Source organism: Kribbella sp. NPDC043289 (genome assembly GCF_056436705.1).
In genome coordinates this window covers 486,949-511,199 of record NZ_JBWKCB010000005.1, presented here as the reverse complement: position 1 = coordinate 511,199, position 24,251 = coordinate 486,949, and the positions used below count along the sequence as shown (strand labels likewise).

The following is a 24,251-nucleotide window of genomic DNA, read 5'->3' as shown; positions in this document are numbered from 1 at the left end:
ATAGGGACAGGCCTCCGCCACCGTCAAGGGGCGTTCGGATCAGATCGTTTCGAAGGCGGCCATCATCGCCATGTCCTCGTGCTCGAGGTTGTGGCAGTGGATCAGGTACTTGCCCTTGTGGGCGGTGAACCTGACCAGGACCTCGACGACCTCGGCCGGGCGGATGTCGACGGTGTCCTTCCAGCCGTGGTCGTACGCCGACACCTTGTTCTTCCCGCCGCGCGTCAGCACCTGGAACGGCGCCAGATGGACGTGCACCGGGTGGTGGACATCGGTGACGAACGACCAGATCTCGTACTGGTCCAGCTTCACCTGCGCCTGCATCACCGCGGGATCGAAGCCCTTCCCGTTGATCGTCCAGCCGCGGTGGTCCCCGGCGTCACCGCGGCGGAAGCGCCACTCCCGCCGTACGACGCCACTCGGCCGGGGCGTCACGGCGTACGACGAGAGGGTCGCGGGAATGCTCGTGTCGTCGGCGGCCTTGCGGGCGACCTTGAAGCGCAGGACGTTCGCGTTCTTGTCGAGCTTGTTGACGACCGTGACCTCGTCACCGGGCTGGTACTGCGAGAAGTCGACGACCACGTCGAACCGTTCCGCCGGCGCGAGCACGAGGGTCTGATGCTCGATCGGCTTGTCGAGCAGTCCGCCGTCACTCCCGATCTGGACGAACTTCGCGGGCCCCTTGTCGAAGGCGAGCTCGTACCGCCGGGCGTTGCTGGCGTTCAGGATCCGGAAGCGATACCGCACCGCGTCCACCTCGTGCACCGGCCACGGCGCACCGTTCACCAGCGTGACGTCTGCGACAACACCTTCCATGTACGCCGACTCGACCCCGGGACCGTCCTTCGCCGCGGGGTACAGGAACGACCCGTCGGCGTCGAACGCACGGTCCGCGATGACCAGCGGGATCTCCCGATCGCCCTTCGGTAGCGGGAGTTTCGCCTCCTCGTCGTCACGGATGATGTGCAGACCGAACAGTCCGCGGTACACCTGCGGCGCGGTGTAGTCCATCGTGTGGTCGTGGTACCAGAGTGTCGCGGCGCGCTGCGTGTTCGGGTACGTGTACGTGCGGCGGCCCATTGTCATGTCGCCGCCGGCCATGTGGTGACCGCCGGAGTGGCCGCCGTTCGCGGGCATGATCATGTCGAGCGGCCAGCCGTCGCTCGGCGCCGGTGTGTGACCGCCGTGCAGATGCACCACGGTCGACACGTCGAGCTCGTTGATCTGCTCGACCACGGTGGTGCGTCCACTGGGTACGTCGAAGGTCGGGCCGGGGAGCAGGCCGTCGTACCCCATCACCTCGGTCTTCAGGCCGGGGAGGATCTCGAGGCTCGCCTTGCGCTGGACGACCTGGTAGTAGTCGGCCTTCGCGTCCGAGCGGATCGGCTTCTTCACCGGCGGGATCGGGAGCGGGACCTGGAACGGTGCGGGGAGTTTCGCCTTGCTGCGCAGGAGTTCTCCGGCCTGCGCGGGCTTCGCCTCCTCGCCGCAGCTGGTCAGGGTCGCTGCGGCACCGGTGCCTCCGGCAACAGCCAGGAACCCGCGGCGGGACATCGTCATCGCTTCGCCTCCCGGCGGCTCAGGCGTGCGGTGGGCCGGAACGACCAGACCGTCATCCAGACGACGGTGGTGACGATGGCCGTGCCGAGCGGAATGTGTACGGCGAAGTTCTGCAGGTAGCCGTAGGTGAGCTGGACGAACTCCGCGACGACGAGCAGTGCGGAGACGACGCTCGGCCAGATGCGGCCGCGACCGGCGAGTGTGTAGCAGGCGGCGACGGCGGCCTGCAGCAACGCGATCATCCAGACCGTGCCGCCGATCACACCGTGCACGTTGGTCATCGCGTCCACGTTGCCGGACAAGAAGTACCCGGCGGCGATCGGTTGCGTGATCACGAAGACGGCGTGCAGCACCAGGGTGATCCGGAGGAGCTGCAGGCTGACGCGTGGGCGGCGTACCTTGCGTACCTCGGGGGCTGCGATGGTGGTCATGCGGGCACGACCTGTCGTTGACGCGCGGTCCAGTACGCGAAGGCGACCGAGGCGGCGACCAGTGCGATGCCGAGCGGGATGTGGATCGCGAGCTGGCGGCTGTACCCCACCACCACCTGGCCGACCTCGCCCGCCACGATCAGCAGGCTGACCGCGGGCGCCGTCCAGCGACCACCGGTCCGCCACCAGATCGTTGCTACCAGCAACTGCGCGAGCCCCAGGAAGACCAGCGCGAGTCCCGTTGGTTCGTGCATCCGCAGGCCGGCCGGGGAACCGTTCAGATAGACCCCGGCGAACACCGGTTGCAGGCAGATCCCCACCGCATGCACCCCAGCCAGTAGCTGGAGTGCCCTCAGGCTCATCATGTAGACAGACAATAGTAGTCTGGCTACATGTAGATCAATCAGGTATTACCCGGAGAGATCAGGTGAGCTGCCCCAGGGGTGCGACGCTGATCCCGGCCCGCTCGCAGACCCAGTGCGGGTCGGGGCCGAGCTCCGGCTCGATCCGGAGCTCGTGGTCGTGCAGGTCGTCGCACGCGGTGCACCGCGGCCACCGGACGCCGGAGTCGACCAGGCGGTCCTGGACGTCCTGCGCGACCAGGCCGGCGATGTGCTCGGCGCCGTCCGGCCACTGATCCAGCCACCACTGGCGGCCGGCCACGGCGTCCTCCAGCAGGGACACCATCGTCGCGTCGTTGAAGCCGCGCGCGGCGAGGTCGTGGAGGACCATCGCCCGCGCGGTCAGCAGCACCCCTGGCTCATTCATCGCCCTTCAGGGTGCCAGACGGCATCGACAAAACCACGCACCGCCTCTTTGGGTCCGGCTCAACCAGATTTCCGCGGCGGATCTGGTTGGTGCGGGCCCAAAGAGGCGTGCGGCGCGATCAGCTCGCCGGAGTGGGGCAGGTGGGGCTGGGGTCGATGCGGTTGGCGAGGCGGAGTTCGCGTTCCGCAGTGGTGCGCAATGCGGCGCCGAGGCGGGCCCGGATCGTCAGCGCGCGACGGGGCGCGGGCTCGTCGTACGGCTGCTGGGGAGCGTTCGGGAGAGCCGACTGGCTGAGGCTGCGAGCGTTCTCGACCGCGGTGTTGCCGGGGGTGAAGTACGTCATGATTCTGCTCCCTCCTGAGAGCGTGGTTGATCGGCCGGCGGCCGGTGTGACCGTCGGAAGACGTGCTGGATCAGCCCGGGAACGGAGTGGTCCCGAGGGTGTCTGGAGTTGTCAGCGCTTCGGTGCCGGCCCGCTGCTCGAGCGGACGATCAGCTGGGTCGGCATCAGCAGTTGGCGCTCGGTGGTGGTGGGATCGAGCAGGATCCGGCCGACCGCGCGTCCTTTGTCCTTGATCGGCTGCCGGACCGTCGTCAGGCCGGCGGCCTCCGCGGCGGGGATGTCGTCGAATCCCGCCAGGGTCAGATCGCGACCCGGGGTCAGCCCCCGGACCTTCATCGCTTCCATCGCGCCGAGCGCCTGCACGTCGCTCAGCCCGACGATCGCCGTCGGCCGGTCCTGCGAGTCGAGCACGTACTCCGCTCCGCGCAGGCCGGACGCGATCGCGTTGTGCCCGCCGGAGACGATCCGAAGCCGGGCATCCGGCATCGCCTTCTGCAGGCCCTGGATCCGCAGCTCGCAGTCGGTGTACCCGACCTCGTCGAGCGTCAGCTCCACCGGACGGCCGCCGGCCGCCTGCGCGTTGTCCACCAGTACGACGACCTCGCGGTGCCCCAGGCGGGCCAGGTGCTCGCCCAGCTGCGCGGCCGCTTCGATCTCGTCGATGGCCACCCAGGACAGGTCCGGGTGGTCGCCTCGATCGGTCGACACCGCGGGGATGCCGCGGTTGGCGAGGATCTCGAGCGCCGGGTTGCCGCTCGGCACGCAGAAGATCGCCGCCGCGTCGATCGCCGCCTGCTGGACGGCGTTGCTCCCGCTCGCGGGATCCGTCGAACTCAGTGGCATCAGCAGCAGGCTGGTGGCGAACTCCTCGGCGACCTCCGCGAGACCGGCGAGGAAACCGACCGCGTACGGGTCCGAGAACGCGTACGCGAGCTTGTCCGTGAACAGCACCCCGACGGCCCCGGCCTTCCCGCTGCGCAGGGCGCGGGCGGAGGCGTCCGGACCGGCGTACCCGAGTTGCTGGGCGGCGGCCAGGATGCGCTCGCGGAGAGCGCCGGAGAGCTGGTCGGGCTTGTTGTAGGCGTTGGAGACGGTGGACGGCGACACACCGACGGCCTTCGCCACGGTCTTGAGCGTCACCCCGGCCATCTCACACACCCTTCTGTATCGTTCTTCTAAATCGTTCTAGAAAAACGATACAGAAGCCCGGCGGCGAGTGCAACACCAATTCCCCGCGGGTGCGAGAGGATAGCCCCCATGGGTTCGTTGCTGGAGATCATCGCCTTGCACCCGGCGGACGCGGAGGCGGCGCAGGAGGGTGGGGCGGACCGGCTGGAGCTGTGTGCCTCGATGGAGGCCGACGGGCTGTGTCCGCCGGTGTCGACGGTCAGTGCGATCCGGCGGGTCACCGACCTGCCGTTGCGGGTGATGCTGCGACTGGAGAACTCGTTCACCACAGACAGCGCCGAGCTGGACCGGCTGGCCGCGATGGCGCAGTCGTACCTCGCCGCCGGGGCGGACGGGTTCGTGCTGGGCTTCCTGACACCGAACAACCAGGTGGACGTCGAGTCGGTCTCCACACTGGTCAGCACCTTCGCCGGTACGCCGTGGACGTTCCACCGCGCGATCGACGCCGTACTGGAGCAGCATCAGGCCTGGCGCGCACTGCGGACTCTGCCTGGGCTGGACTGTGTCCTGACCGCTGGGTCGTCCATCGGGGTCAGCCACGGGCTGGACGACCTGTGCAAGCTTGCACGTGACGGCTCTGCTGTCGCGGGCGTGATGATGGCCGGTGGCGGTCTCCAGCCCGAGCATGTCCCGTGGCTGTTCCAGAGCGGCGTACGCCGCTTCCACGTCGGTACGTCGGTCCGCCAGGACGGCTCGTGGACGAAGGCCTACGTGAACTCCCGTTTCGTCCGCTCCTGGCGCACTCTGCTCGACGCGCAGGACGCCCGCGGATGATCCTCATCGACCCACCCGCCTGGCCGGCGTGGGACCGGATCTGGTCGCATCTGGTCAGTGACGAGTCCTACGAGGAGCTGCACGCGTTCGCCAAGGCGGCCGGCATTCCGGCGCGTGGCTTCGACCGGGACCACTACGACGTACCCAGTGATCGCTATGACGACCTGGTCGCTGCTGGTGCGACGCCTGTGTCCAGCAGGGAGCTGGTGGAGCGGCTGATCGCTGCCGGGCTCAGACATCGGAAGAGGCCCTCAGCAGGCTGAGGGCCTCTTCGTATCAGTCGAGCAGTTCGGTGACGGTGCCCGCGGCGACGGTGTGGCCGCCCTCGCGGACGGCGAAGCCGAGGCCGACGTTCATCGCGATCGGCTTCTCCAGCTCCACGCCGAGCTCGATCGTGTCGCCGGGCATCACCAGGGTGATCTCACCCAGGTCGATCCCGCCGGACACGTCCGTGGTCCGGAAGTAGAACTGCGGCCGGTAGTCCGCGGCGAACGGCGTGTGCCGGCCACCCTCGGCGGTGGACAGCGCGTGCAGGGTCGCCCGGAACTTCCGGTGCGGCTGCACACTGCCCGGCAACGCCACCACCTGGCCACGACGGACCTCGTCGCGCTTCACGCCACGCAGCAGCACCGCCGCGTTGTCGCCCGCGTCCGCGGACTCCAGCGACTTGCCGAACGTCTCCATCCCGATCGCCGTGCTGGTGACCGTCGGGCCGAGGCCGACGACCTCGACCGCGTCACCGAGCTTCAGCGAACCGCGCTCGACGGCACCGGTGACCACCGTGCCGCGGCCGCTGATGGTGAGCACGTTCTCGATCGGCATCAGGAACGGCTCGCCGAGCTCACGGTCCGGCACCGGCACGTAGGTGTCCACCGCGTCCAGCAGCTCGCCGATCGCGCCGGTCCACCGCGGGTCGCCCTCGAGCGCCTTCAGACCGGACACCCGCACCACCGGTACGTCGTCACCCGGGAAGCCGTACTCCGTGAGGAGCTCCCGGACCTCCAGCTCGACCAGGTCGAGCAGCTCCGGGTCGTCGACGGTGTCCGCCTTGTTCAGCGCGACCACCAGGTACGGCACGCCCACCCGGCGCGCGAGCAGCACGTGCTCCCGCGTCTGCGGCATGGCGCCGTCCTGCGCGGAGACGACCAGGATCGCGGCGTCCACCTGGGCGGCACCGGTGATCATGTTCTTCACGTAGTCGGCGTGCCCGGGCATGTCGACGTGCGCGTAGTGCCGGGTGGCGGTCTCGTACTCGACGTGCGAGATGTTGATCGTGATCCCGCGCTGCATCTCCTCCGGCGCACGGTCGATACCGTCGAAGGCGACGAAGCGGTTCACACTCGGGTCGCGGTCGCTGAGCACCTTGGTGATCGCGGCGGTCAGCGTCGTCTTGCCGTGGTCGACGTGACCCATCGTCCCGATGTTGAGGTGCGGCTTGGTCCGCACGAACTGGCTCTTGGCCATGAGAATTCCTTTGCCTGTCAGAAGATTCGGTCTGAGCCAGGACCCTCCGGCAAGCCCTCACAGCGCTGTCACCGCGTGGAGGGGGCCGGTGCGGGCCACCCTCCTCCGCGGGTCCTGCGAGGCAGGAGGAGGGTCAGCTTCGAGCGCCGGTGCAATCGACTGACGGGGCCCACGTGGGAGCGCCCGTCAGGCCGGTGCCTGACAGGTCGAACTCGAAAACCACGCGGAACATGCGGATCACGGTAGGCAGTAACGCTGCCGTGAGCAACGTAATTCCCAGACCGCTGAAGGCGGGAAGCGGAGGAAGCTGGGCGTTAGTTCAGTGCGAAGAGGCGGGTGCCGTCGGAGAAGATCGGGCGGGCGGCGGCGACCGTGACGGCCGGCTGTTCGCAGGTGACCTCTTCGGACTTGGCGACCGGCTGGGCGTTCGGGCTCGGCACGATCGCGCGCTGCTGGACGCCGGTGGTGCCGATCATGACGGGGGAGCAGTTGCCGTTGGCCTGCGGCATCAGTGTCACCACACGCCCGTCGGGCAGCAGCCCGAACCCGTTGCGCGGGTACTCCGGTTGCTGCAACTTCGGCGGTACCTGCAGCAGGTGGTGCCACTGCGGAGTCCCGTCAGCGGGGCTCGACGAGGACACGTCGTACGTCTGCGGCTGGCCGGGGTCGTCGCCGGTGCGGCACGTGATGAGGACCAAGGAGGCATGTGTAGCGGCCAGTTGGGCGTCGCAGGAGGACGAGCCGAGCCGTGGGCGTGGTGTGCCCGGTACTGGCGTCGTCCAGATGAGGTGGCCCTCGCTGACGTCCACCGACCACTGGTAGAGCGTTCCGCCCGCCGCGCCGGTCCAGATGAGTCCAGACACCTCACGCGTGTCCGGTACGGCGACCAGGTCGCCGACCCACGTCGTCGGGTCCAGCTCCGAGCTCAGCTCGATCCGGGTGCCCAGGTCAACCTCCCAGCGCTGGGCGCCGGTCTTGAGATCCAGACCGCGGACAACAGCGCTGTTTCCGGCGCAGGCGTCGACGACGACCGCCTGGTCGCCGACCAGCTCGCCCTGCGTCACGTTGCAGCGCACCTGCGCCCGCCAGTGCGTCGGGCTGCTCACGCCGTGCGCGACGACGTAGTTGCCTTCCGCCACGAGCAGCTGGTCCTGGTCGACCGCCAGTGCGGTCCCGTCGGTGTCGACCTCGGTCAGGACCTTGCCGCTCACCGCGTCCAGCACGGCGTACGTCGGCAGGTTGATGCCCGCCGGCTCGCGGTAGTCGGACCGCGGCAGGTGCGCAGCGATCGTGCGCCCATCCGGAGACACCAGCAGACCCTTCGCGCCGTTCGACGCGGCGTCCTGTACGTCGGCCCGCGAGTACCGCCACCGGATCTGACCGGTGGCCGCGTCGGACATCACCACACCGTCCGACCGCAGTTCGGCGACGCCACCCGCCGTACCGGTGATGGCGCCGGTGGCTGGGACCTCACGGCTCCACGCCAGCGTTCCGTCGAGCTGGACCGGCAGCTGGGTTGGCTGAATCGTGGTGGTCGTGCTGACCGTGTTCGCGGTCTCCAGCCGGGCCTGTACGAACGGCTCACCGGCCGACACCACGACCCACGCCAGCAGTGCGCCGAACACAGCCGTCGCGCCGACGCCCAGCCAGCGCGGGGGAGCCTGTGCGTACGGCGGCGCCAACCGCAGCCGTCGCGCCAGCGCCAGCAACGCGCCGGCGAGTACTAGTGCCACGGAGGCGATCAGCAGGTACGGCCAGCGCTCCGACATGGCCGCACCGGGCTGCGCTGCCGGCCAGCGCCACCAGCACACACCGATGGCGACCATGCCGACCACACCGAACACGATCGCCGGGATGGTGACCAAACGCTGCTGAGCGCGCCGGAACCACGCACAGGTCAGTGCGGCAGCCACCGCTGTACCGGCGATCGGCGCCCACACCGGGAAACCGGCGGCGTCGGACGGGTCGGCGGGCCACTTGGCGGCCGCGCCGAGGCCACGGCCGAGGAGGACCGAGGACGCGACGACCGCACCGAGGGCAGCACCGAAGTAGATGACCGGGATCAGCCCGCCGATCGGTCGGGCGGCCCTAGGGCCCAGCGACTCGACCTCCCGGGTCAGGTTCGCCCTGGCCGGTCGTTCCCATTCCTCATGACCGCGGGGTGTCGCGTACAGCCGGGTCTCGCTCAGCGTCTGCAGGAACGACATTCGGCCGCGCGCGAAGTCCCGGTCGGCGACGTGCTGGTACTCCTGCCGGATCCCGGCGGCGTACTCGTCGTACCGCTCCGCCGGCAGGCTGAGGATGCGCAGGTCGGCGTCGCAGAGCACTGCGCCGTTGCGGTCGTCCGGGGCGCAGTCGTGCTTGGCGGTCAGCCGGACCAGCCGCCCGATCTCCGCGACCCGCTCGGCCGCCACGCCGTACGCCGCCAGTTCGAGCTCGGCCAGCTGGGCCGAGACCTCCTCGTTCTCACCGGGCTCGGCCTGCGGATCGTAGATCGCGTCGTGGAACCAGGCCGCGAGCCGGACGCTGTCCGCGTCCTCGGCGTACTCCGCCAGCTCGTCGACGGTCTGCAGTACCTCGGTCAGGTGCCGCTGGTCGTGATAGTGCCGATGTTGCTCTGCGTAACGAGCCAGCAGGTCGTCGCCCAACGGCTGCGCGTGCGGCAGCAGGCGATTCCACTGGTCGCGCAGGTCCATGGCTAAGGAGTCTGGCACCGGTTGGGAGTCTCGGCCGACCCGATCCGGGGTTCCCTATAGGGTCGTGGCCAAAGCGATATCGGCTCGTCACCTGACCGCTTCGCAAAGGGCGCGTGACAACTGATATTGCGGTGCAGATCACATCTCCGGCCCTAGGAGGACGGTATGCGGTTCGGTCTGGTCGGGACGGGTCCGTGGGCGGGGCGGACGCACGGTCCGGGGCTCGTGGCGGCTACCGGGGTCGAGCTGGCCGGGGTCTGGGGCCGGCACCCGGACAGAACCGCCGCGCTGGCGGACCAGCTGGGAGTCCCCGCATACGACGACTACGCGGAGTTATTGGAGTCGGTCGACGCGGTCGCGTTCGCCGTCCCGCCGAAGGTGCAGGCGGCGATGGCGCTGGAGGCGGCCGCGATCGGGAAGCACCTGCTGCTCGACAAGCCGGTCGCGGACTCGCTGGACGACGCCCGCGCGCTGGTCGACGAGGTGGCGGACGAAGGCATCGCGTCGGTGGTCTTCCTGACCCAGCGGTTCGACCCGCTGATGCGGACGTTCTTCGCGGACCTGGAAGCCACCGGCGGCTGGAAGGGCGGCTGGAGCCGGATGCTGGCCGCGCTGGACCGCCCTGGCAACCCGACCGCCGACTCACCCTGGCGACGCGAGCAGTGGGGGTCGCTCTGGGACGTCGGCCCGCACGCGCTGTCCAACCTGTCCGCCATGCTCGGTCCGATCGGTGAGCTCACCGCTGTGGGCGGTGCCGACGGTCTGATCCACCTGGTCCTCACGCATGAGTCAGGCGCTACCAGCACCGCCAGCATCACCCTGTTCGCCCCACCGGCCGGCAGCAACTTCGAGACCGGCGTCTGGGGCGAGTCCGGTACGGCGCTGCTCCCGGAGCGCCGTACCGCTCCGGCGGACGCCCTCCGCCTCGCCGCGGAGGAGCTGGTCGCCGCAGCCGAGTCTGGTGAGTCCCACCCCGTCGACGTCGCCTTCGGCACCCGCATCGTCGAGCTCCTCACCTCCGCCCAGCAGCAACTCAGCGCAGGGCGATGACCGATTCGGGGCCGGAGGCCAGGACGACGTTGCCGACGGCTCGGGGGTCGCGGCTGCACAGGATGCCGGTCGGCAGGCGGACCTGGCGGTAGCCGGCGCGGCTGACCACGTTGGCCATGCAGCCCGCCGCGCCGCGGCTCAGGGTGATGACGCGGCCGTCGGCGGTGACGGTGACCTTCACGCGCGGGCTGATCGGTGCTTTGGTCTGCCAGGCGGTCAGGCCGGTGTTGGCGTCGATCGCCGTGACCACGCTGACGCGGTTCTCCAGGCTGCTCGGGCCCGGGCAGTCGACGACGATCAGGTACTTGCCGGCCGCGTTGAGCAGCGTGCGGCAGGCCCAGGTCTTCGGTACGTCCCAGCGCCAGCGGATGTCGCCGGTCCGCGGCTCGATCGCGGTCAGCGCCTCAGGTACGTCGGAGTCGCCGCCGGGCTCGGCCACGACGACCAGACCGGCCACGACCACCGGTCGGCGGTAGGTGTCCGTCGACGTCCTGGTCCACAGCTTCTTGCCGGACCGGACGTCCAAAGCGGTCATCTGGTCGGGCCGATCGTCGCAGGTGTGACTGACGAACGTGAGCACGGTCTCGGCCGTGGCGACGGCACCCAGGTCGGTGCAGTCGCCGGACTCGTACGTCCATCGCTCATGGCCGGACGGATCCACGCCGTGCAGCTTGCCGGAGCGTTCGCCGGTCAGCAGCGGCTGGGCCTGCAGGATGAAGCGGTCGCGGGTGTTGCCGGGCCAGGCGGCCTTGCGGTGGCCGGTGTTCGCGTCGAGCAGCAGGTACCCGACGTCGGCGAACAGTGCGAGGACATATTCGCCGTTGTCGGTGGCGGCGATGACCGGCTTCTCGTCGGAGTCGGACCGGCTGTAGCGCCATCGCAGCTCGCCGGTGGCCGCGTCGAGCATTTCCACCACGCCGTTGGGCCGGGGGATCGCGATGCCGTAGCGGGTGCCGATCGCTTCTTCCGCACCGGTTCCGACGACCGAGTCGCTGACCCACGCCACACCGCCGTCGAGAACGGACGGGACCGCCTTGCCGGCCTCCTGCGGTGATCCCTCGACCCGCTCGTTCGATCCGAGCACGTAGCTGCGCGACAACGGCTGGACGATCAGCAACAGGACGAGGGCGACCGCTGCTGGTGCCGCGAGCCAGGCGAGCTGCTGACCGAGGTTGCGGGCAGGCAAGTAGCGAGCCGTCTTCGTGCGGAGTAGTGAGGCGACCAGAGCTGAGGTGCTGGCAAGGACCAGCAGGACCAGTGCGGAGATCAGCAGTGGCACGCGGAGGCCAACGCCGACGGCCACATTGGTGCGGGGTGCTTGGGCCCACGCGACGAGCAGTCCGGTCACCGCAATCGCCAGTACGGCGCCTGCGATCAGACGGGCACGTTGACTCGCGCTGCGGGCACATCGGAACAGGACCGGTGCGCTGAAGAACGAGACGATGGCCAGCGCGACAGTCGGCCAGCCTGCCTCGTCCTGCGCGGCTGGGATCTGCCAGGAGGCTCCGGACGCGGCGATGGCGACAACCGCGGCGGCGATCGCGGTGAAGGTGGCGGTGGCGGTCAGTGCGGCCTGTTGCCAGCCACGCCACGGGGCTGGGAGCTCGCTGTCCAGTCCGGCGAGTTCGGACTCGAGGTTGAGGCGGGCCACCGGGCCGAGACGCTGGCGCGCCAGTTGGGTCCGGTAGAGGTGTCCGTCGAGCAGTTCGCGAACTTCGTCGTACCTGTGCTCGAGTGCGGCCTTGCGGTCGCCGGCGTCGCGGCGTACCTCGGCGGTGTGGACGGCGTACCGGCTGGGGTCGGCGGCGAGGGTGGCGTTGACGGCGTCGAGCAGTACGTCGCCGTTGGCGTCGCGGCGGGGTGGCGCGTAGGCGTCCGGTGGCGGGGCCGCGAGGTCGCCGGTGAGGCGGATCAGCCGGGCCACCTCGGCGATCCGGATCGGCGGTACGCCGTACTTCGGGAGGAGCCGCTCGGCCAGGCGGGCGGAACCTTCCGCGTCCTCGGCCGGAGTACCGCCGGGCTCGTGGACGGCGCGGTGGAACCAGGCCGCGAGCCGGACGCTGGTCGGGTCGGTGGACAGCTGGATCAGCGAGTCCAGGGCGGTGAGGACGGTGCCGAGATAGTGGTCGCGGTACGCGCGGCGGTTGCGTTCGACGTACCGCGCGACCAGGTCGTCGGCCAGCGGGGCAGACCCGGGCACCAGGTCGTCCCATCGCGCCCGCAGCTCCACCACTGCTTCAGTCTGCCAGCCGCAGTTCTACAACCACCCCACGATCACCCCAACGCCACCTTGCGGTTGGTTACTGCTTCGCCGACAGCACTCCGGTGAGCAGGCCGGGGTAGAGCGCCTCGAGGTCGTCGCGGCGCAGGATGCTGATCCGCCGGGTGCCGTCGGTGTGCGTGGACAGCACGCCCGCCTCGCGCAGGATCTTCAGGTGGTGGGCCCGGGTGGACGCGGTCACCGGCAGCTCGATCTCGCCGCAGCAGACTCCCGCCGGCTGGTCGGCGAGCGCCCGGACGATGGTCAGCCGGACCGGCTCGCCCAAGGCCTGCAGCACCGCCTCGACGCGGATCTCGGCCCGCTCCGGCTGCGGAAGGACTTTGCTGGTCACGGGGCCTCCCGGCCTGGACTGAGGAGCGGAGCGACGAGGGAAGGCCGGGAGTCGAAGCCCCGGGACCCGCCGCGCCGGAGGCGTGGCATTAGTAGAGCCATGAATCCATAGTACGACGCCTGTCGAACTTCGATGATCTTCGTAGTACGATGATCGTCGAACTACTGATCCCGTCTCCGGAAGGTCTTCGATGTCCGCACGGATCTACCTCCTGGGCGCCGGCGCGTTCGCGGTCGGCACCAGCGCGTACGTCGTGTCCGGCGTGCTCCCCGACGTCAGCTCCGAGCTGCACGTCTCGCTGACCGCCGCGGGCCAGCTCGCCACCGCGTTCTCGCTGTCGTACGCGATCGGTGCGCCGATCCTGTCGACGCTGACCGGCCGGTGGGAGCGCCGTACGCTGCTGATCGCCGCACTGGTCCTGGCCGCGCTCGGCAACCTGATCGCCGCGCTGGCCGACAACTACCCGATCCTGATCGCCGGTCGCGTCGTGGCCGCGTTCGGCGCAGCCGTGTACACCCCGGCCGCCACGCTGTTCGCCACCAGCCTGATGCCACCCGAGGAACGCGGCAGGGCCGTCGCCATCGTGTTCGGCGGCTTGACGTTCGCACTGGTCCTCGGAGTCCCGGCCGGCACGCTGCTAGGCCCGTCACTCGGTTACAAGGGCGTGTTCGCGCTCATCACCGCTGTCGCCGTACTGGTCGCCATCGCAGAGCGTGCGGCGCTCCCGAAGGTCGAGGCGCCCCCAGTGGTCAGCCTGCGTGAACGCTTCGCCGGTGTGACCGACCGGCGGGTGCAGATCATCCTGGCGATCACCGTTCTGGCTGTGCTCGCGGCGTTCAGCGTGTACATCTACATCGTCCCGCTGCTGAAGCACACCGCCGGCCTGACCGGCAGCGTCACCGGCCTGCTCCTTCTGCTGTACGGCGTGGGCGCTGTCATCGGCAACTTCCTCGGTGGGCGGATCACGGACCGTTTCGGCAGCCTGCGCACCCTGGTCGTCCTGATGATCGGGATTACCGCGGTCCTCGCGACCCTCGACGTGACGCTGACGACCGAGGTCGGTGCCGGTATCGCTCTGGTGGTGTGGGGCATGCTGACCTGGGCCTTCAACCCTCCGATCCAGAATCTGCTGCTGGAGCTCGGCGGCGGTCTGCTGATCTCGCTCAACGCCTCCGCGATCTACCTGGGTGCCGGACTGTCGGCTGTGGTGGGCGGACTGGTCATCCAGGCCTTCGGCGTCGGCTACCTCCCGGTGCTGGCCTCCGCGCTCTCGCTGGTCGTGGTTGGCCTGGTCTATCTCCTCTGGCGGGACTCCTCCCTCCAGAAGGTCGAGGAGCTCGAGCGTGACGAGGACATCTACGTCACAGCGGTCGCCGACTAGGACGGACCAGCCGTAGGGCAGGCTTCTGCCCATGCGTCTGCTTGCCGGTGTGCTGTTGCTCGCCTCGACTCTGACGGGCTCCAGCGACCCCACCGCGGTGGTCGACGGGTGGAAGACCTCACCGGTGTACGTCGACCCGACGCAGCGGTCCCTGGTCTCGGACAAGGACGCCACCGAGCTGGCTGAACGGGTGAACGGGCACGACCCGGCGATTCGCATCGCGGTCGTGCCCGCCGCCGTACTCAACGACGGCAGTGCTGACAACAGCACGGCGGCTCACAAGTACGTCGACAAGCTGGTGGACGCTCAGAAGGCGGACGGCATCTACCTGGTGGTGTTCGGCGGGGCGATCAGCTGGGGGAGCGCGGTGGGGGTCGACACTCCGATCGCGGAGATCCTCAACGACGAGTTGGACAAGCACAGTCGCTCCGATCCGGTGGGCACGTTGAACGGGGTGCTGGACCAACTCGACGTACCGAAGGCTTCCAAGGGAGCACCTGGTTGGCTGTGGCCGCTGGTGATCGTGCTGGTGCTTCTGGTGGCCGGTGGGCTCGGACTGCGGTGGTGGCGGTCGCGTCCGCCTAAGGACAGCGGACCCGCGCTGTACCGGCCGTCGTACGACGTGCTGCCCGATGAGGTGGACACGGTCGACGAGCGGCGGGCGGCGGCTCGGGAGGACGTGACGCGGTTCGGTGAGGAACTGGATGCGGCGGACGTGCGTCTGGACGGCGTGGACACTGCAGCGGACGTGCAAGCGGCGATGGACGCGTACGCCGACGCCGGCCGCGTGGTCGACGGTGACCCCGACGACGACACGCTGCGCGCAGTCCGGGCCACGGTCGAGTACGGGCGCTGGCGGCTGGCGTGCGCGCAGGCGAAGATCGCCGGCACGCCCGCACCGGCCCGCCGCGCCGCCTGCTTCTTCGACCCGGCACACGGGATGTCCGTGACGGACTGGATGTACACGCCACCTGGCGGGCGGGCCCGGGAGATCCCGGTCTGCGGTCCCTGCCGCGATCGGCTCTCGGGAGGAGCACGATGAAACGCCTGCTCGCCGCACTCGCCGTCATCGGACTGTGGGTCCTGCCCGCATTGCCCGCACACGCGGCCACGGACCCTGCCGCGTACATGAACACCGTCGCCAGCCACCTCGGCGACCCCGGCGTGTACGTCGATCCGGGGGTCACGGAGCTGAGCTCGACCGAGATCGCCGAGCTCAATGCCGCGGCGAAGAGCGCAGCTGCGCCGATCCGGATCGCGGTCATCCCGGCGTCCAAGATCAACACCTCCGACAACAAGTACTACGTCGAGCTCGCCTGGGAGGGCGAGGAGATCGCCGACCAGCTGTACGACCGGGTCGGCGTCGAGGGTGTGTACGCCGTCCTGGTCGACGCGGAGTCGGAGTCCGACGGGCGCGGCTTCCACGCCGTGCAGCGGGCCGACCACGGGCCGACGTACTACGTGGGCGACGCGGTGGACCAGGCGGTCGACTGCTGCGCACCGAACTACGAGCCGATGCTCAAGCAGTTCATTGAACGCGCGCAGGTCGTCGACAAGCCGTTCTACGTCGACGCCGCGCCGTTCGCAGGCGGTGCGGCCGGTGTGATCGGACTCTGGTGTGCCGTGACCGGGCTCGGTGCGCGCAGGGAACGGCGTCGCGACGAGAAGGCCCACCTCAACGTCACCAAGCCGCTGCTGAACGAGGAGATCATCGCGCTCTCGCAGCAGGTCTCCGCGCTGCCGACAGTTTCGGATCCGCAGCAGTCCAAGCTGTCGAAGGACGTGCTCGACACCGTCGAGAAAGCGCGTCACCGGCTGGACGAGGCCAACGGCGACGAGGACGTCGAGGCGGTCACGACCCTGCTCGGATCAGCCCGGTACGGGATGGTCTGCCTGGAGGCCGTCCGCGCGGGCAAGCCGATCCCCGAGCCGACGGCGCCCTGCTTCTTCGACCCGCGGCACGGGCCCAGTACGGACCAGATCGAATGGAAGCCCAAGGACGGAGCCGCCCGCGCAGTCGACGTCTGTGCGGCCTGCAAGCAACGGGACGAGGCCGGTGAGCAGCCCCAGATCCGGATGGTGAAGGGGTGGCAGATCTCGTCGCCGTACTGGGAACACGGCGAGGACCTCGCTGCCTACGTCGACGGCTACTGGTCCCGTGGTGACGGCAGTGCCTGGTGGTTCCCGGACAACGACTTCAAGCGCCGTGGTGAGCAGATGCGGTCCCGCTGGCGTTCCCGTCGTCCGGGCGGCCGCTTCCGGCGGTTCGGCTCGAACGTTGGGAGCACCATCGGCGACATGGCGGCCGCGTCGAGCAGCGGCTCCGGCGACAGCGACAGCAGCTGGTACGGCGGGTCGAACCGGCGCAGCTCCTGGTCGTCGCGGACCCGCTCCAGCGGAGGCGGCTCGTCCCGGCGCTCGTCGCGCCGGTCCGGTGGGTCACGCGGCTTCTAGTACCACCGGCAGGTCTTCGTCGTGCAGAACGACCAGTGAGGTGACGGCACGCGTCAGGCAGACGTAGAGCCGCCGGAGTCCGGTCCGCTCGTCCGCCTCACCGGCCACGATGCCGGCCGGCTCCACCAGCACCACATGGTCGAACTCGAGACCCTTGGCCAGAGACGCCGGTACGACGTCCAGGTGTGCGTCCACGTCGTCCTCGTCACCGAGCACCGAGAACGGGATGCCCTCGTCCTGCAAGGTCTTCCGGGTCGCGGTCACCAGTGCGTCCGGGACGATCAGACCGATCGAGCCGGGGCGCGCCGACACCTCCCGAACAGCAGCCGTTGCGGCGGCGAGGCTGTCCGGTACGCGAGAGATGGTGAGCTCACCGCGCGCTCGCCGTACCGCTGTGGGTGGCTTGAGGTGCGGAGCGATAGTCGGGAGGAGGCGGGCGGCGTACTCGATCACCTGACCAGGGACGCGGAAGCCGGCGGTCAGCTCCTCGGTGTGGGCTCCGGTCTTCCCCAGGTGCTTCAGTGCGTCGTCCCACGACGGCGTGGCCCACGGCGTGGTGCCCTGCGCGATGTCACCGAGCACAGTCATCGAGCCGGTCGAGCAGCGGCGGCCGACGGCGCGCAGCTGCATCGCGGACAGGTCCTGTGCCTCGTCCAGGACGACGTGGCCGAGTGACGGCGTACGGTCGACCAGATCGGCGATCTCGTCGATCAGAGTGGCGTCGGCGACCGACCACTTGGCCGCACCGGCTGATCTGGGCACCTTGTCCCAGATCAGCATCGCCTGCTCGTCCGCGGTGAGGATGCCGTCGGCGTGCTCGGCCAGGCGCTCCGCGTCGGTGAAGAGCTGGAAGAGCAGCTTCGCAGGGTCGACGGCCGGCCAGAGTGCGTCGGCGTACTGCTTCACCGGGCGGCTGCGCGCCACCGAGTCCTGTACGCGGTCGTCGGGGGAGTCGCCCGCCGCCTCCATCCGCAGCAGCACCGCGTGGGCCAGGCGCTGCGGCAGCATCGCCCGACCGGCGCCGTACCGGATGCCGCGGTTGCGCAGCTCGGTGACGAGCTCCTCGGCCTGGTACGTCGCGACGCGCCACCGGTGCGCCCCGCGAGGCACCACCAGCGCCTCCTCGGGGAGCTTGATGTGCGCCCACACGGCCCGGTGCAGTACCTCGGCCATCCGGGCGTCGCCCTTGAGTACGTCGACCGGCGCGGGCCCCGGCCCGGCGATCTTCACCCGGCCGACCAGCTCCTCGACCGTCGTCTGCTTCGCCTCGATCTCACCCAGTGCCGGCAGGACGTCCCCGATGTACCGCAGGAAGCTCGCGTTCGGTCCCACGACGAGCACGCCGGCCCGGCTGAGCTGGTCCCGGTACGCATAGAGCAGGTACGCCGCCCTGTGCAGACCGACAGCGGTCTTCCCGGTCCCGGGCGCTCCCTGCACGCAGATGGTGTCGTCGACGCCGGCCCGGACGATCACGTCCTGCTCCGGCTGGATGGTGGCCACGATGTCGCGCATCGGGCCGGACCGCGGCCGCTCGATCTCGGCGTCCAGGATGTCGCTGTGCTGTTCGGCCGCCCCGCTCGCGGTGAGGTCCTCGTCCTCGAACGCGGTCATCTCACCGTGCGTGAAGCCGAACCGCCGCCGTACTCCGACACCCATCGGCTCGGTCTTGCTGGCCCGGTAGAACGGCACCGAAATGTCGGCCCTCCAGTCCACCACCAGCGGCTCGCCGAGCTCGTCGTTCACGTGCCGACGGCCGATGTGGAACGTCTCGTCGGTCGGCTCCAGGTAGTCCAGCCTCCCGAAGAACAGCGGCACGTCCGGGTCGTCCTCGAGCTCCTTCATCCGCCGGAAGATGGCGGCCTGCAGGTACTCCTGGTTGACCCGGTCCGCACTGTGGATCTCCAGCGCGCCGGTCTTCTCCCGCATCACCGCCAGCGCGGCCCGGGAGCTCTTCAGGTAGTCCTTCTCGGCCTGGAGGGTGTCGGACGTATCGGGGGGCATGACTGAACCTCCAGCAGCACGGGGGGTGGGGGAAGCCTGGCTACGTTACTTGAGCACCCTGCGCGGTGGAACCGAATTACGCGGCTGCGGCCTGTCGGCGTGCAGTCCCTGCCGGAGCAGGAACGGCAGACTGGCCGCCAGCAGGACCAGTGCGACGATCCCGTCCAGCCAGTAGTGATTGGCGGTCACCACGACCACGCTGAACGTGATGATCGGGTGCAGCAGCCACAGCCACCGCCAGTGCGACCGGGTGATAAGGATCATCGACAACGCGATCAGCGCCGCCCACCCGACGTGCAGGCTCGGCATCGCGGCGAACTGGTTCACCGGACCGCCGGAGTGGTCCGGGCCGTACACGGACTGGCCGAACCTCAGGCCGGTGTCGACGAAACCCGGCATCATCCGCGGCGGCGCGAGCGGGTACGCGATGTGACCGATCAGGGCCAGCCCGGTGAGCGACACCAGCGTCCAGCGCACGTGCGCGTACGCCTTCGGCCGCCAGATGCTCAGCCACAGCAGTACGGCGGCCGTCAGCGGCGCGTGCACACTCGCGTAGTAGAGGTTCGCACCCTCGATCAGGTGCGGGAACTGCAGCGCCCAGTGCTGGATCGACGCCTCGTTCGGCAGATGCAGCCAGCTCTGGAACGACAACAGCTGGTGGGCATGGTCGAACGCCGGCCCGGTATGTCGGGCCGCGATCTGCCGGCCTGCGCTGTAGACCAGGAACAAGGTGGCCAGCAGGACCGCTTCCCGTACCACCCTCCAGAAAACCTGGACCCCTCGTTGCTGGTCTTCCCCGCCGTTCCCCACCCGCTCCAGCGCCTGTATCCCCATACCGTTCGACGGTACTCGCAGTTCCGGCAGGGTTTGCCCAGGCGCAACCCTGACGTTGCCCTGGGCAACCCCCGGTCGACTCGTTGTGACCCGACCGCGAACCGACCGCGACGAGGGCGTGACGCGCGGCCTAACCCTTCACGGCGCCGGTCAGCACGCCCTTCGCGAAATGCCTTTGCAGGAACGGATAGATCAGCAGGATCGGAACGATCGAAACGACCAGGATGGCCATCTGGATGGACGCCTGCGGTGGCAGTAGCTCGGTGCCGAGCTCAGCGCTGCCGAGTTGCGTGTCGTTGATGACGTAGGTCCGCAGTACCAACTGCAGCGGCCAGAGCTTGGAGTCGTTGAGGTAGAGCAGTGCGGAGAAGAACGCGTTCCAGTAGGCCACCGCGTAGAACAGGCCGATCACCGACAGCACCGCCTTCGACAGCGGCAGCACGATGTACGAGAACGTCTTCAACTCACCGGCGCCGTCGATCCGGGCGCTCTCCGTGATCTCGGTGGGCAGGTTCATGAAGAACGCCCGCAGAACGACGACGTTGAACGCGCTGATCATCGTCGGGACGATCAGTGCCCAGATGCTGTCCAGGAGGCCGGCGCCCTTGACCGTCAGGTAGAGCGGGATGATGCCGGGCGAGAACAGCATGCTGAACAACACGACCAGCAGGATCGGCCGCCCGGCGGAGAACGTGGGCCGCGACAACGCGTAGGCCAGCAGACACGACACCGTCAGGCTGAGCAGCGTGCCGACGATCGTGACGAAGATGCTGACGAACAGTGCCCGCGTCACCACGCCACCGGCGAACAGCGACTCGTACGCCGCAAAGCTGACCGCCTTCGGGAACAGCACCAGCCCACCGGACTCGTTGATCTGCTTGTTCGGCGCCACGCTGGTCGAGATCACCCCGACGAACGGGACGATCACGACCGCGCAGAAGACCAGCAGTACGAAGCCCTTGAAGACCCGCATTGGCCAGCCCGGCATCGGGACACCTTGGACGATCTTCCTGCTCATCGCTGGTACACCCCTTGCTCGCCGAAGATGTGGGCGACCTTGTTCGCGGTCAGGACGAGGATCACGCCGACGACGCCCTTCACCAGACCCACCGCGGCCGCCACGCCCCAGGCCCCGCCGAGGACGCCGTTGTTGTAGACGTAGGTGTCCAGTACTTCGCTGACGTCTCTGCCGACCGCCTGCTGCTGCAGGACGATCTGCTCGAACCCGACGGTCAGTGAGTCACCGAGCCGCAGGATGAACAGCAGGATGATGATCCCGCGCAGCCCGGGCAGCGTGACATGCCAGAGCTGCCGCATCCGGCTCGCGCCGTCCACGCTCGCCGCCTCGTACAGCTGCGAGTCGATCTGGGACAGCGCGGCGAGGAACAGGATGGTCGCCCATCCGGTGTCCTTCCAGATGATCTGGGACGTCAGCAGCACGTGGAACAGTTCGGAGTTCCCGATGATGCTGACCGTCGACAGGTCGTGGGAGCGCAGGTAGTTGTTCAGCAGGCCGCTGCCACCGAGCATCTGCTGGAACAGCGCGACCACGATCACCCAGGACATGAAGTGCGGCAGGTACAGGATGCTCTGCGCGATCCGTTTGATCCGTTCGGAGAACAACGAGTTCAGCAGCAGCGCGAGCAGGATCGGCGCCGGGAACACGAAGACCGACTGCAGGCTGGTGAGGATCAGCGTGTTCTTCAACGCCCGCAGGAACGCCGGATCGCCGTTGAAGATGACACCGAAGTTCTCCCAGCCCGACCAGTCGCTGCCGCCGATCCCGAGGAACGGCTGGTAGTCCTTGAACGCGATCACGTTGCCGAGCAACGGCACGTAGTGGAACACGATGATCAGCGCGACGCCCGGCAGGGCGAACAGCAGCAGTACGCGGTCCCGCAGCAGCCGCCGGCCGAGGCTCAGCTGCTGCTGCGGACGCTTCGAGGAACGTTGCAGCATTACTTCCCTGCCGTGTCGGCGTGCGCCTGCTCGAGTTCGGCGCGGATCTTGTCGCCACCGGACGACTTCCAGGTCTGTACCGCGGCCGCCCAGTCCGACACCGGCTTCTTGCCCTGCACGATCTGGTTCTCCAGGTCGTCCAGCGTCTTCTTGAGCTGCGCCTGCTTCTTCGACGCCGTGTCGGAGTACAGCCCGTACGACGCGTCGTACACGAGCCGCTCGGCGACCTTCTTCTGGATCGCGTGCTGCTTCTGCGGGACGTCCGGCTTGCCGGCCCAGTACAGCGCCAGTGTCGAGTCACTGATGTACTGCAGGCCGATGCCGGTCTCCACGGTGCCGACCTTCGACGGGATCGGGTCCGTGCCCTGCAACGTGTAGTGCCGGCCCGCGACGCCGTACTTGCGGAACATGTACTCCTCGGTGCCGAACGGCGCGGCCATCCAGTTCGCGATCTTCAGCAGCGTCTCGGGCGAGTGCTTGGTGTCCTTGTTGAACGCCGTGACGTTGTTCAGCGCCGCACCCATCCACGGCGCACCGTCACCGCCGTCGAAACCCGGTACGTCGAGCATGTTCACCGCGAACGCGTCACCGGCGGTGTTGTCGGCGTAGTACTGGTTCCAGGCCACGAAGCTGTCGTAGTCGAACGCGGCGGTGCCACCGTTGAACCACTGCTTGCGGGCGCTCGCCTTGTCGTTGAAGGCGTCCGGGTTCACCACGCCGGCGGCGACCATCTTGCGGCCGGCCTCGAGGGCCTGCTGCTGCGCCTCGTGCTCGTACATCGAGGTGAACTTGCCGCCGTCGGACTTCCAGACGTTCGGGATCCCGAGCATCATCCGGATCGTCGACATCGGCACCCGCGTCCAGGCCCACTTGTTCTGCTTGGCGGCGGTCATCTCCTTCGCCAGGTCGAAGAACTCCTGGAAGTTCTTCGGTGCCGGGTCCTTGATGCCCTTCGCCGCGAGCAGGTCCTCGCGGTACAGCGCGAGCGACGTACGGGACATGCCGCGCGGTACCGGCACGCCGTAGATCGCGCCGTTGAAGACGCAGCCCTTCCAGAACTCGGCCGGGAGGTTCGCCAGGAACGGGTACTTCTGCACCGCGTCGCCGGACAGGTGCTCGGTCAGGTCCAGGCACTTGGACTTCACCAGGCCCGGGATCTGCGGCGTGTCCGGCGGGATGTTCAGGATGTCCGGCAGGTCGCCGCCCGCGATCCGGGTCGCGAACTTGTCCTTGTACTCGTCGTTCGACGCCATGCTGATCTGCAGCTCGGAGCCGAGGCGCTTGTTCAGTTCCTGCCAGAACTGGTTCTTGTCGACGGCGGGCGGGATGGCGCCGGGGATGTTCGTCATGAACGTGATCGGCTTGCCGTCGCCGGGCACCTCGGTGATCGCCTTCACCGGGTTCGCCGGGTACTTCAGGAACCCGTCCAGCACCACGTCGGTGCCGGGCAGGTCCGGCTTGATCTCGCCGTACTTCGTGTACGTCGGCAGCTTCACCGCCGCGTTGGCGGCCGCGGTGTTCTTCTTGTCCGACGCGCACCCCGCCAGCAGCGGCGTACCCGTGACCGCGACAGCGGCGGCGGCCAGACCGCCGCCGAGGAATGTTCTTCTGCTGACCGGCATGAGGCCTCACCTTCCATCGGAGGGCCACACCATGACATAGTACGTCCTATGTCTTCAAGAGTCGGCGCGCTGGAAACCGTCTTCGAATCCGGCGGCAGCGACTACCACACCTTCCGCATCCCCTCGGTCCTGGCGCGGGGAGACCTGGTGCTCGCCTTCTGCGAGGGCCGGCTGCACGGCGCCGGCGACGCGGGCGAGATCGAGGTCGTCCTGCGGCGCTCACTCGACGGCGGGCGGACGTGGCTGCCGCTGCAGGTGGTGTCCGCCGCGGCCGGCAAGACCTGTGGGAACCCGGTGCCGCTGTTCGACCCGGCCAGCGGTGACTTCGTGCTGATCACCGTGGAGAACGGCGCGCACGCGGTCGAGATGTCGCTGGCCCGTGGGACCGATCCGGTCGACGGCAGGCGCGTGTTCGTCCAGCGTTCGTCGGACGACGGTGCGACCTGGAGCGCAACTACGGAGATCACAGCGCAGGTGAAGCAGGCGAACTGGGGCTGGTATGCCACTGGCCCGTGTCACGGCATCACGCTGCGCTCCGGGCGTCTCGTCGTACCGGCCAATCACTCGTTTGTGCCGGCGGAGCCCGTGGAGGACCTGATCCGGCTGAACGGTGGGCACTGCATCTACAGCGACGACGGTGGCGTTTCCTGGTCGGTCGGCTTCGTGGACCGCAATGACGGCGCCGAGATCAACGCCAACGAGACCACCGTGGCCGAGCTGCCCGACGGACGCCTCTACTTCAACGCCCGCAACCACCAGGGCACCGGACCGGCCCGCGTGCACGCCTGGTCGTCCGACGGCGGTCAGACCCTCGACGCGCCGTACGCCGGGATTCCCGAGATCACCGCGCCCGGTATCCAAGGCAGCGTGCTGTGCCTGCCGGACGGGCGCCTTCTGCTGTCCACTCCGGTCAACCCGTCCAGCCGGCGCGAGCTGACCATCTTCGTGAGCTCGGACTCCGGTGCGTCCTGGAAGCCCGCTCTGGTCGTGCACGAAGCCATGGCCGGGTACTCCGATCTGACGCTGCTGCCCGACGGCTCGGTCGGCATCTTCTACGAGGCCGGTGAGACGTCCTCCTTCGCGACCCTGCGTTTTGCCACATTCGCCCTCTGAG

Annotated in this window: 22 protein-coding genes; 7 read left to right on the top strand and 15 right to left on the bottom strand. The window is 68.8% G+C overall.

Annotated elements, in window-relative coordinates:
• Window positions 1-39 precede the first annotated feature (39 nt).
• The 6 genes from AC0662_RS30200 to AC0662_RS30175 form a co-directional block, all read right to left on the bottom strand.
• Window positions 40-1,560 (bottom strand): multicopper oxidase family protein, encoded by a 1,521-nt coding sequence (locus AC0662_RS30200; RefSeq protein ID WP_478304874.1) that lies wholly within the window; start codon window positions 1,558-1,560, stop codon window positions 40-42.
• On the bottom strand, window positions 1,557-1,991 hold the full coding sequence (locus tag AC0662_RS30195; RefSeq protein ID WP_478304873.1) for a hypothetical protein: 435 nt from the start codon (window positions 1,989-1,991) through the stop codon (window positions 1,557-1,559). The genes AC0662_RS30200 and AC0662_RS30195 overlap by 4 nt, the downstream gene beginning before the upstream one ends.
• Window positions 1,988-2,356 carry a hypothetical protein gene (locus AC0662_RS30190; RefSeq protein WP_478304871.1) on the bottom strand — a complete coding sequence of 123 codons (369 nt, stop codon included), beginning with the start codon at window positions 2,354-2,356 and terminating at the stop codon, window positions 1,988-1,990. Before AC0662_RS30190 ends, AC0662_RS30195 begins: the two co-directional genes overlap by 4 nt.
• Before the next feature lie 58 nt (window positions 2,357-2,414).
• Entirely contained in the window at window positions 2,415-2,759 is a 345-nt protein-coding gene (locus AC0662_RS30185; RefSeq protein ID WP_387785623.1) for a hypothetical protein, read from the bottom strand.
• 118 nt (window positions 2,760-2,877) lie between these two features.
• Window positions 2,878-3,102, bottom strand: a complete 225-nt coding sequence (locus AC0662_RS30180; RefSeq protein WP_452196808.1) for a hypothetical protein — start codon at window positions 3,100-3,102, stop codon at window positions 2,878-2,880.
• 111 nt (window positions 3,103-3,213) lie between these two features.
• Entirely contained in the window at window positions 3,214-4,251 is a 1,038-nt protein-coding gene (locus AC0662_RS30175) for a LacI family DNA-binding transcriptional regulator (RefSeq protein WP_478304869.1), read from the bottom strand.
• 108 nt (window positions 4,252-4,359) lie between these two features.
• Here AC0662_RS30175 and AC0662_RS30170 point away from each other — a divergent pair, with 108 nt between their 5' ends.
• Window positions 4,360-5,064: a copper homeostasis protein CutC gene (locus AC0662_RS30170; RefSeq protein WP_478304867.1), complete on the top strand. Its 705-nt coding sequence runs from the start codon at window positions 4,360-4,362 to the stop codon at window positions 5,062-5,064.
• Entirely contained in the window at window positions 5,061-5,327 is a 267-nt protein-coding gene (locus tag AC0662_RS30165) for a DUF4031 domain-containing protein (RefSeq protein ID WP_452196811.1), read from the top strand. The genes AC0662_RS30170 and AC0662_RS30165 overlap by 4 nt, the downstream gene beginning before the upstream one ends.
• 13 nt (window positions 5,328-5,340) lie before the next feature.
• On the opposite strand, the gene tuf is transcribed toward AC0662_RS30165, so the two are convergent.
• Together tuf and AC0662_RS30155 are read right to left on the bottom strand one after the other, a co-directional pair.
• A complete protein-coding gene (gene tuf / locus AC0662_RS30160) occupies window positions 5,341-6,528 on the bottom strand; it encodes an elongation factor Tu (protein WP_478304864.1) in 1,188 nt (395 codons plus the stop codon).
• A gap of 314 nt (window positions 6,529-6,842) precedes the next feature.
• Window positions 6,843-9,224, bottom strand: a complete 2,382-nt coding sequence (locus AC0662_RS30155; RefSeq protein WP_478304862.1) for an outer membrane protein assembly factor BamB family protein — start codon at window positions 9,222-9,224, stop codon at window positions 6,843-6,845.
• Window positions 9,225-9,389: 165 nt separating this feature from the next.
• On the opposite strand from AC0662_RS30155, the gene AC0662_RS30150 reads away from it, so the two are divergent.
• On the top strand, window positions 9,390-10,274 hold the full coding sequence (locus tag AC0662_RS30150; protein WP_478304860.1) for a Gfo/Idh/MocA family protein: 885 nt from the start codon (window positions 9,390-9,392) through the stop codon (window positions 10,272-10,274).
• Here the strand turns inward: AC0662_RS30150 and AC0662_RS30145 are convergent.
• The gene (locus tag AC0662_RS30145; protein WP_478304858.1) at window positions 10,258-12,507 is read right to left on the bottom strand and encodes an outer membrane protein assembly factor BamB family protein; all 2,250 of its coding nucleotides are present in this window, start codon (window positions 12,505-12,507) and stop codon (window positions 10,258-10,260) included. The genes AC0662_RS30150 and AC0662_RS30145 overlap by 17 nt on opposite strands.
• A gap of 67 nt (window positions 12,508-12,574) precedes the next feature.
• Window positions 12,575-12,886, bottom strand: coding sequence for an ArsR/SmtB family transcription factor (locus AC0662_RS30140; protein WP_452196816.1), 312 nt, complete (start codon window positions 12,884-12,886; stop codon window positions 12,575-12,577).
• 190 nt (window positions 12,887-13,076) lie between these two features.
• Between AC0662_RS30140 and AC0662_RS30135 the strand changes: the two genes are divergently transcribed.
• The 3 genes from AC0662_RS30135 to AC0662_RS30125 are packed head-to-tail and all read left to right on the top strand — an operon-like array spanning window position 13,077 to window position 16,721.
• Window positions 13,077-14,267 carry an MFS transporter gene (locus AC0662_RS30135; RefSeq protein WP_478304856.1) on the top strand — a complete coding sequence of 397 codons (1,191 nt, stop codon included), beginning with the start codon at window positions 13,077-13,079 and terminating at the stop codon, window positions 14,265-14,267.
• Window positions 14,268-14,298: 31 nt separating this feature from the next.
• A complete protein-coding gene (locus AC0662_RS30130; protein WP_478304854.1) occupies window positions 14,299-15,309 on the top strand; it encodes a hypothetical protein in 1,011 nt (336 codons plus the stop codon).
• On the top strand, window positions 15,306-16,721 hold the full coding sequence (locus AC0662_RS30125; protein ID WP_478304852.1) for a hypothetical protein: 1,416 nt from the start codon (window positions 15,306-15,308) through the stop codon (window positions 16,719-16,721). The genes AC0662_RS30130 and AC0662_RS30125 overlap by 4 nt, the downstream gene beginning before the upstream one ends.
• On the opposite strand, the gene AC0662_RS30120 is transcribed toward AC0662_RS30125, so the two are convergent.
• The 5 genes from AC0662_RS30120 to AC0662_RS30100 all read right to left on the bottom strand — a co-directional run bounded on the left by AC0662_RS30120 (window position 16,707) and on the right by AC0662_RS30100 (window position 23,137).
• Window positions 16,707-18,722, bottom strand: a complete 2,016-nt coding sequence (locus AC0662_RS30120; protein ID WP_452196820.1) for a HelD family protein — start codon at window positions 18,720-18,722, stop codon at window positions 16,707-16,709. The two genes, AC0662_RS30125 and AC0662_RS30120, sit on opposite strands and share 15 nt — an antisense overlap.
• Window positions 18,723-18,767: 45 nt before the next feature.
• Window positions 18,768-19,556: a phosphatase PAP2 family protein gene (locus AC0662_RS30115; RefSeq protein ID WP_452196821.1), complete on the bottom strand. Its 789-nt coding sequence runs from the start codon at window positions 19,554-19,556 to the stop codon at window positions 18,768-18,770.
• 130 nt (window positions 19,557-19,686) lie between these two features.
• Window positions 19,687-20,574 (bottom strand): carbohydrate ABC transporter permease, encoded by an 888-nt coding sequence (locus AC0662_RS30110; protein ID WP_452196822.1) that lies wholly within the window; start codon window positions 20,572-20,574, stop codon window positions 19,687-19,689.
• Window positions 20,571-21,515, bottom strand: coding sequence for an ABC transporter permease subunit (locus AC0662_RS30105; protein WP_478304848.1), 945 nt, complete (start codon window positions 21,513-21,515; stop codon window positions 20,571-20,573). The genes AC0662_RS30110 and AC0662_RS30105 overlap by 4 nt, the downstream gene beginning before the upstream one ends.
• Window positions 21,515-23,137 carry an extracellular solute-binding protein gene (locus AC0662_RS30100; protein WP_478304846.1) on the bottom strand — a complete coding sequence of 541 codons (1,623 nt, stop codon included), beginning with the start codon at window positions 23,135-23,137 and terminating at the stop codon, window positions 21,515-21,517. Before AC0662_RS30100 ends, AC0662_RS30105 begins: the two co-directional genes overlap by 1 nt.
• 48 nt (window positions 23,138-23,185) lie before the next feature.
• Here AC0662_RS30100 and AC0662_RS30095 point away from each other — a divergent pair, with 48 nt between their 5' ends.
• Window positions 23,186-24,250, top strand: a complete 1,065-nt coding sequence (locus tag AC0662_RS30095) for a sialidase family protein (protein WP_478304844.1) — start codon at window positions 23,186-23,188, stop codon at window positions 24,248-24,250.
• Window position 24,251 lies beyond the last annotated feature (1 nt).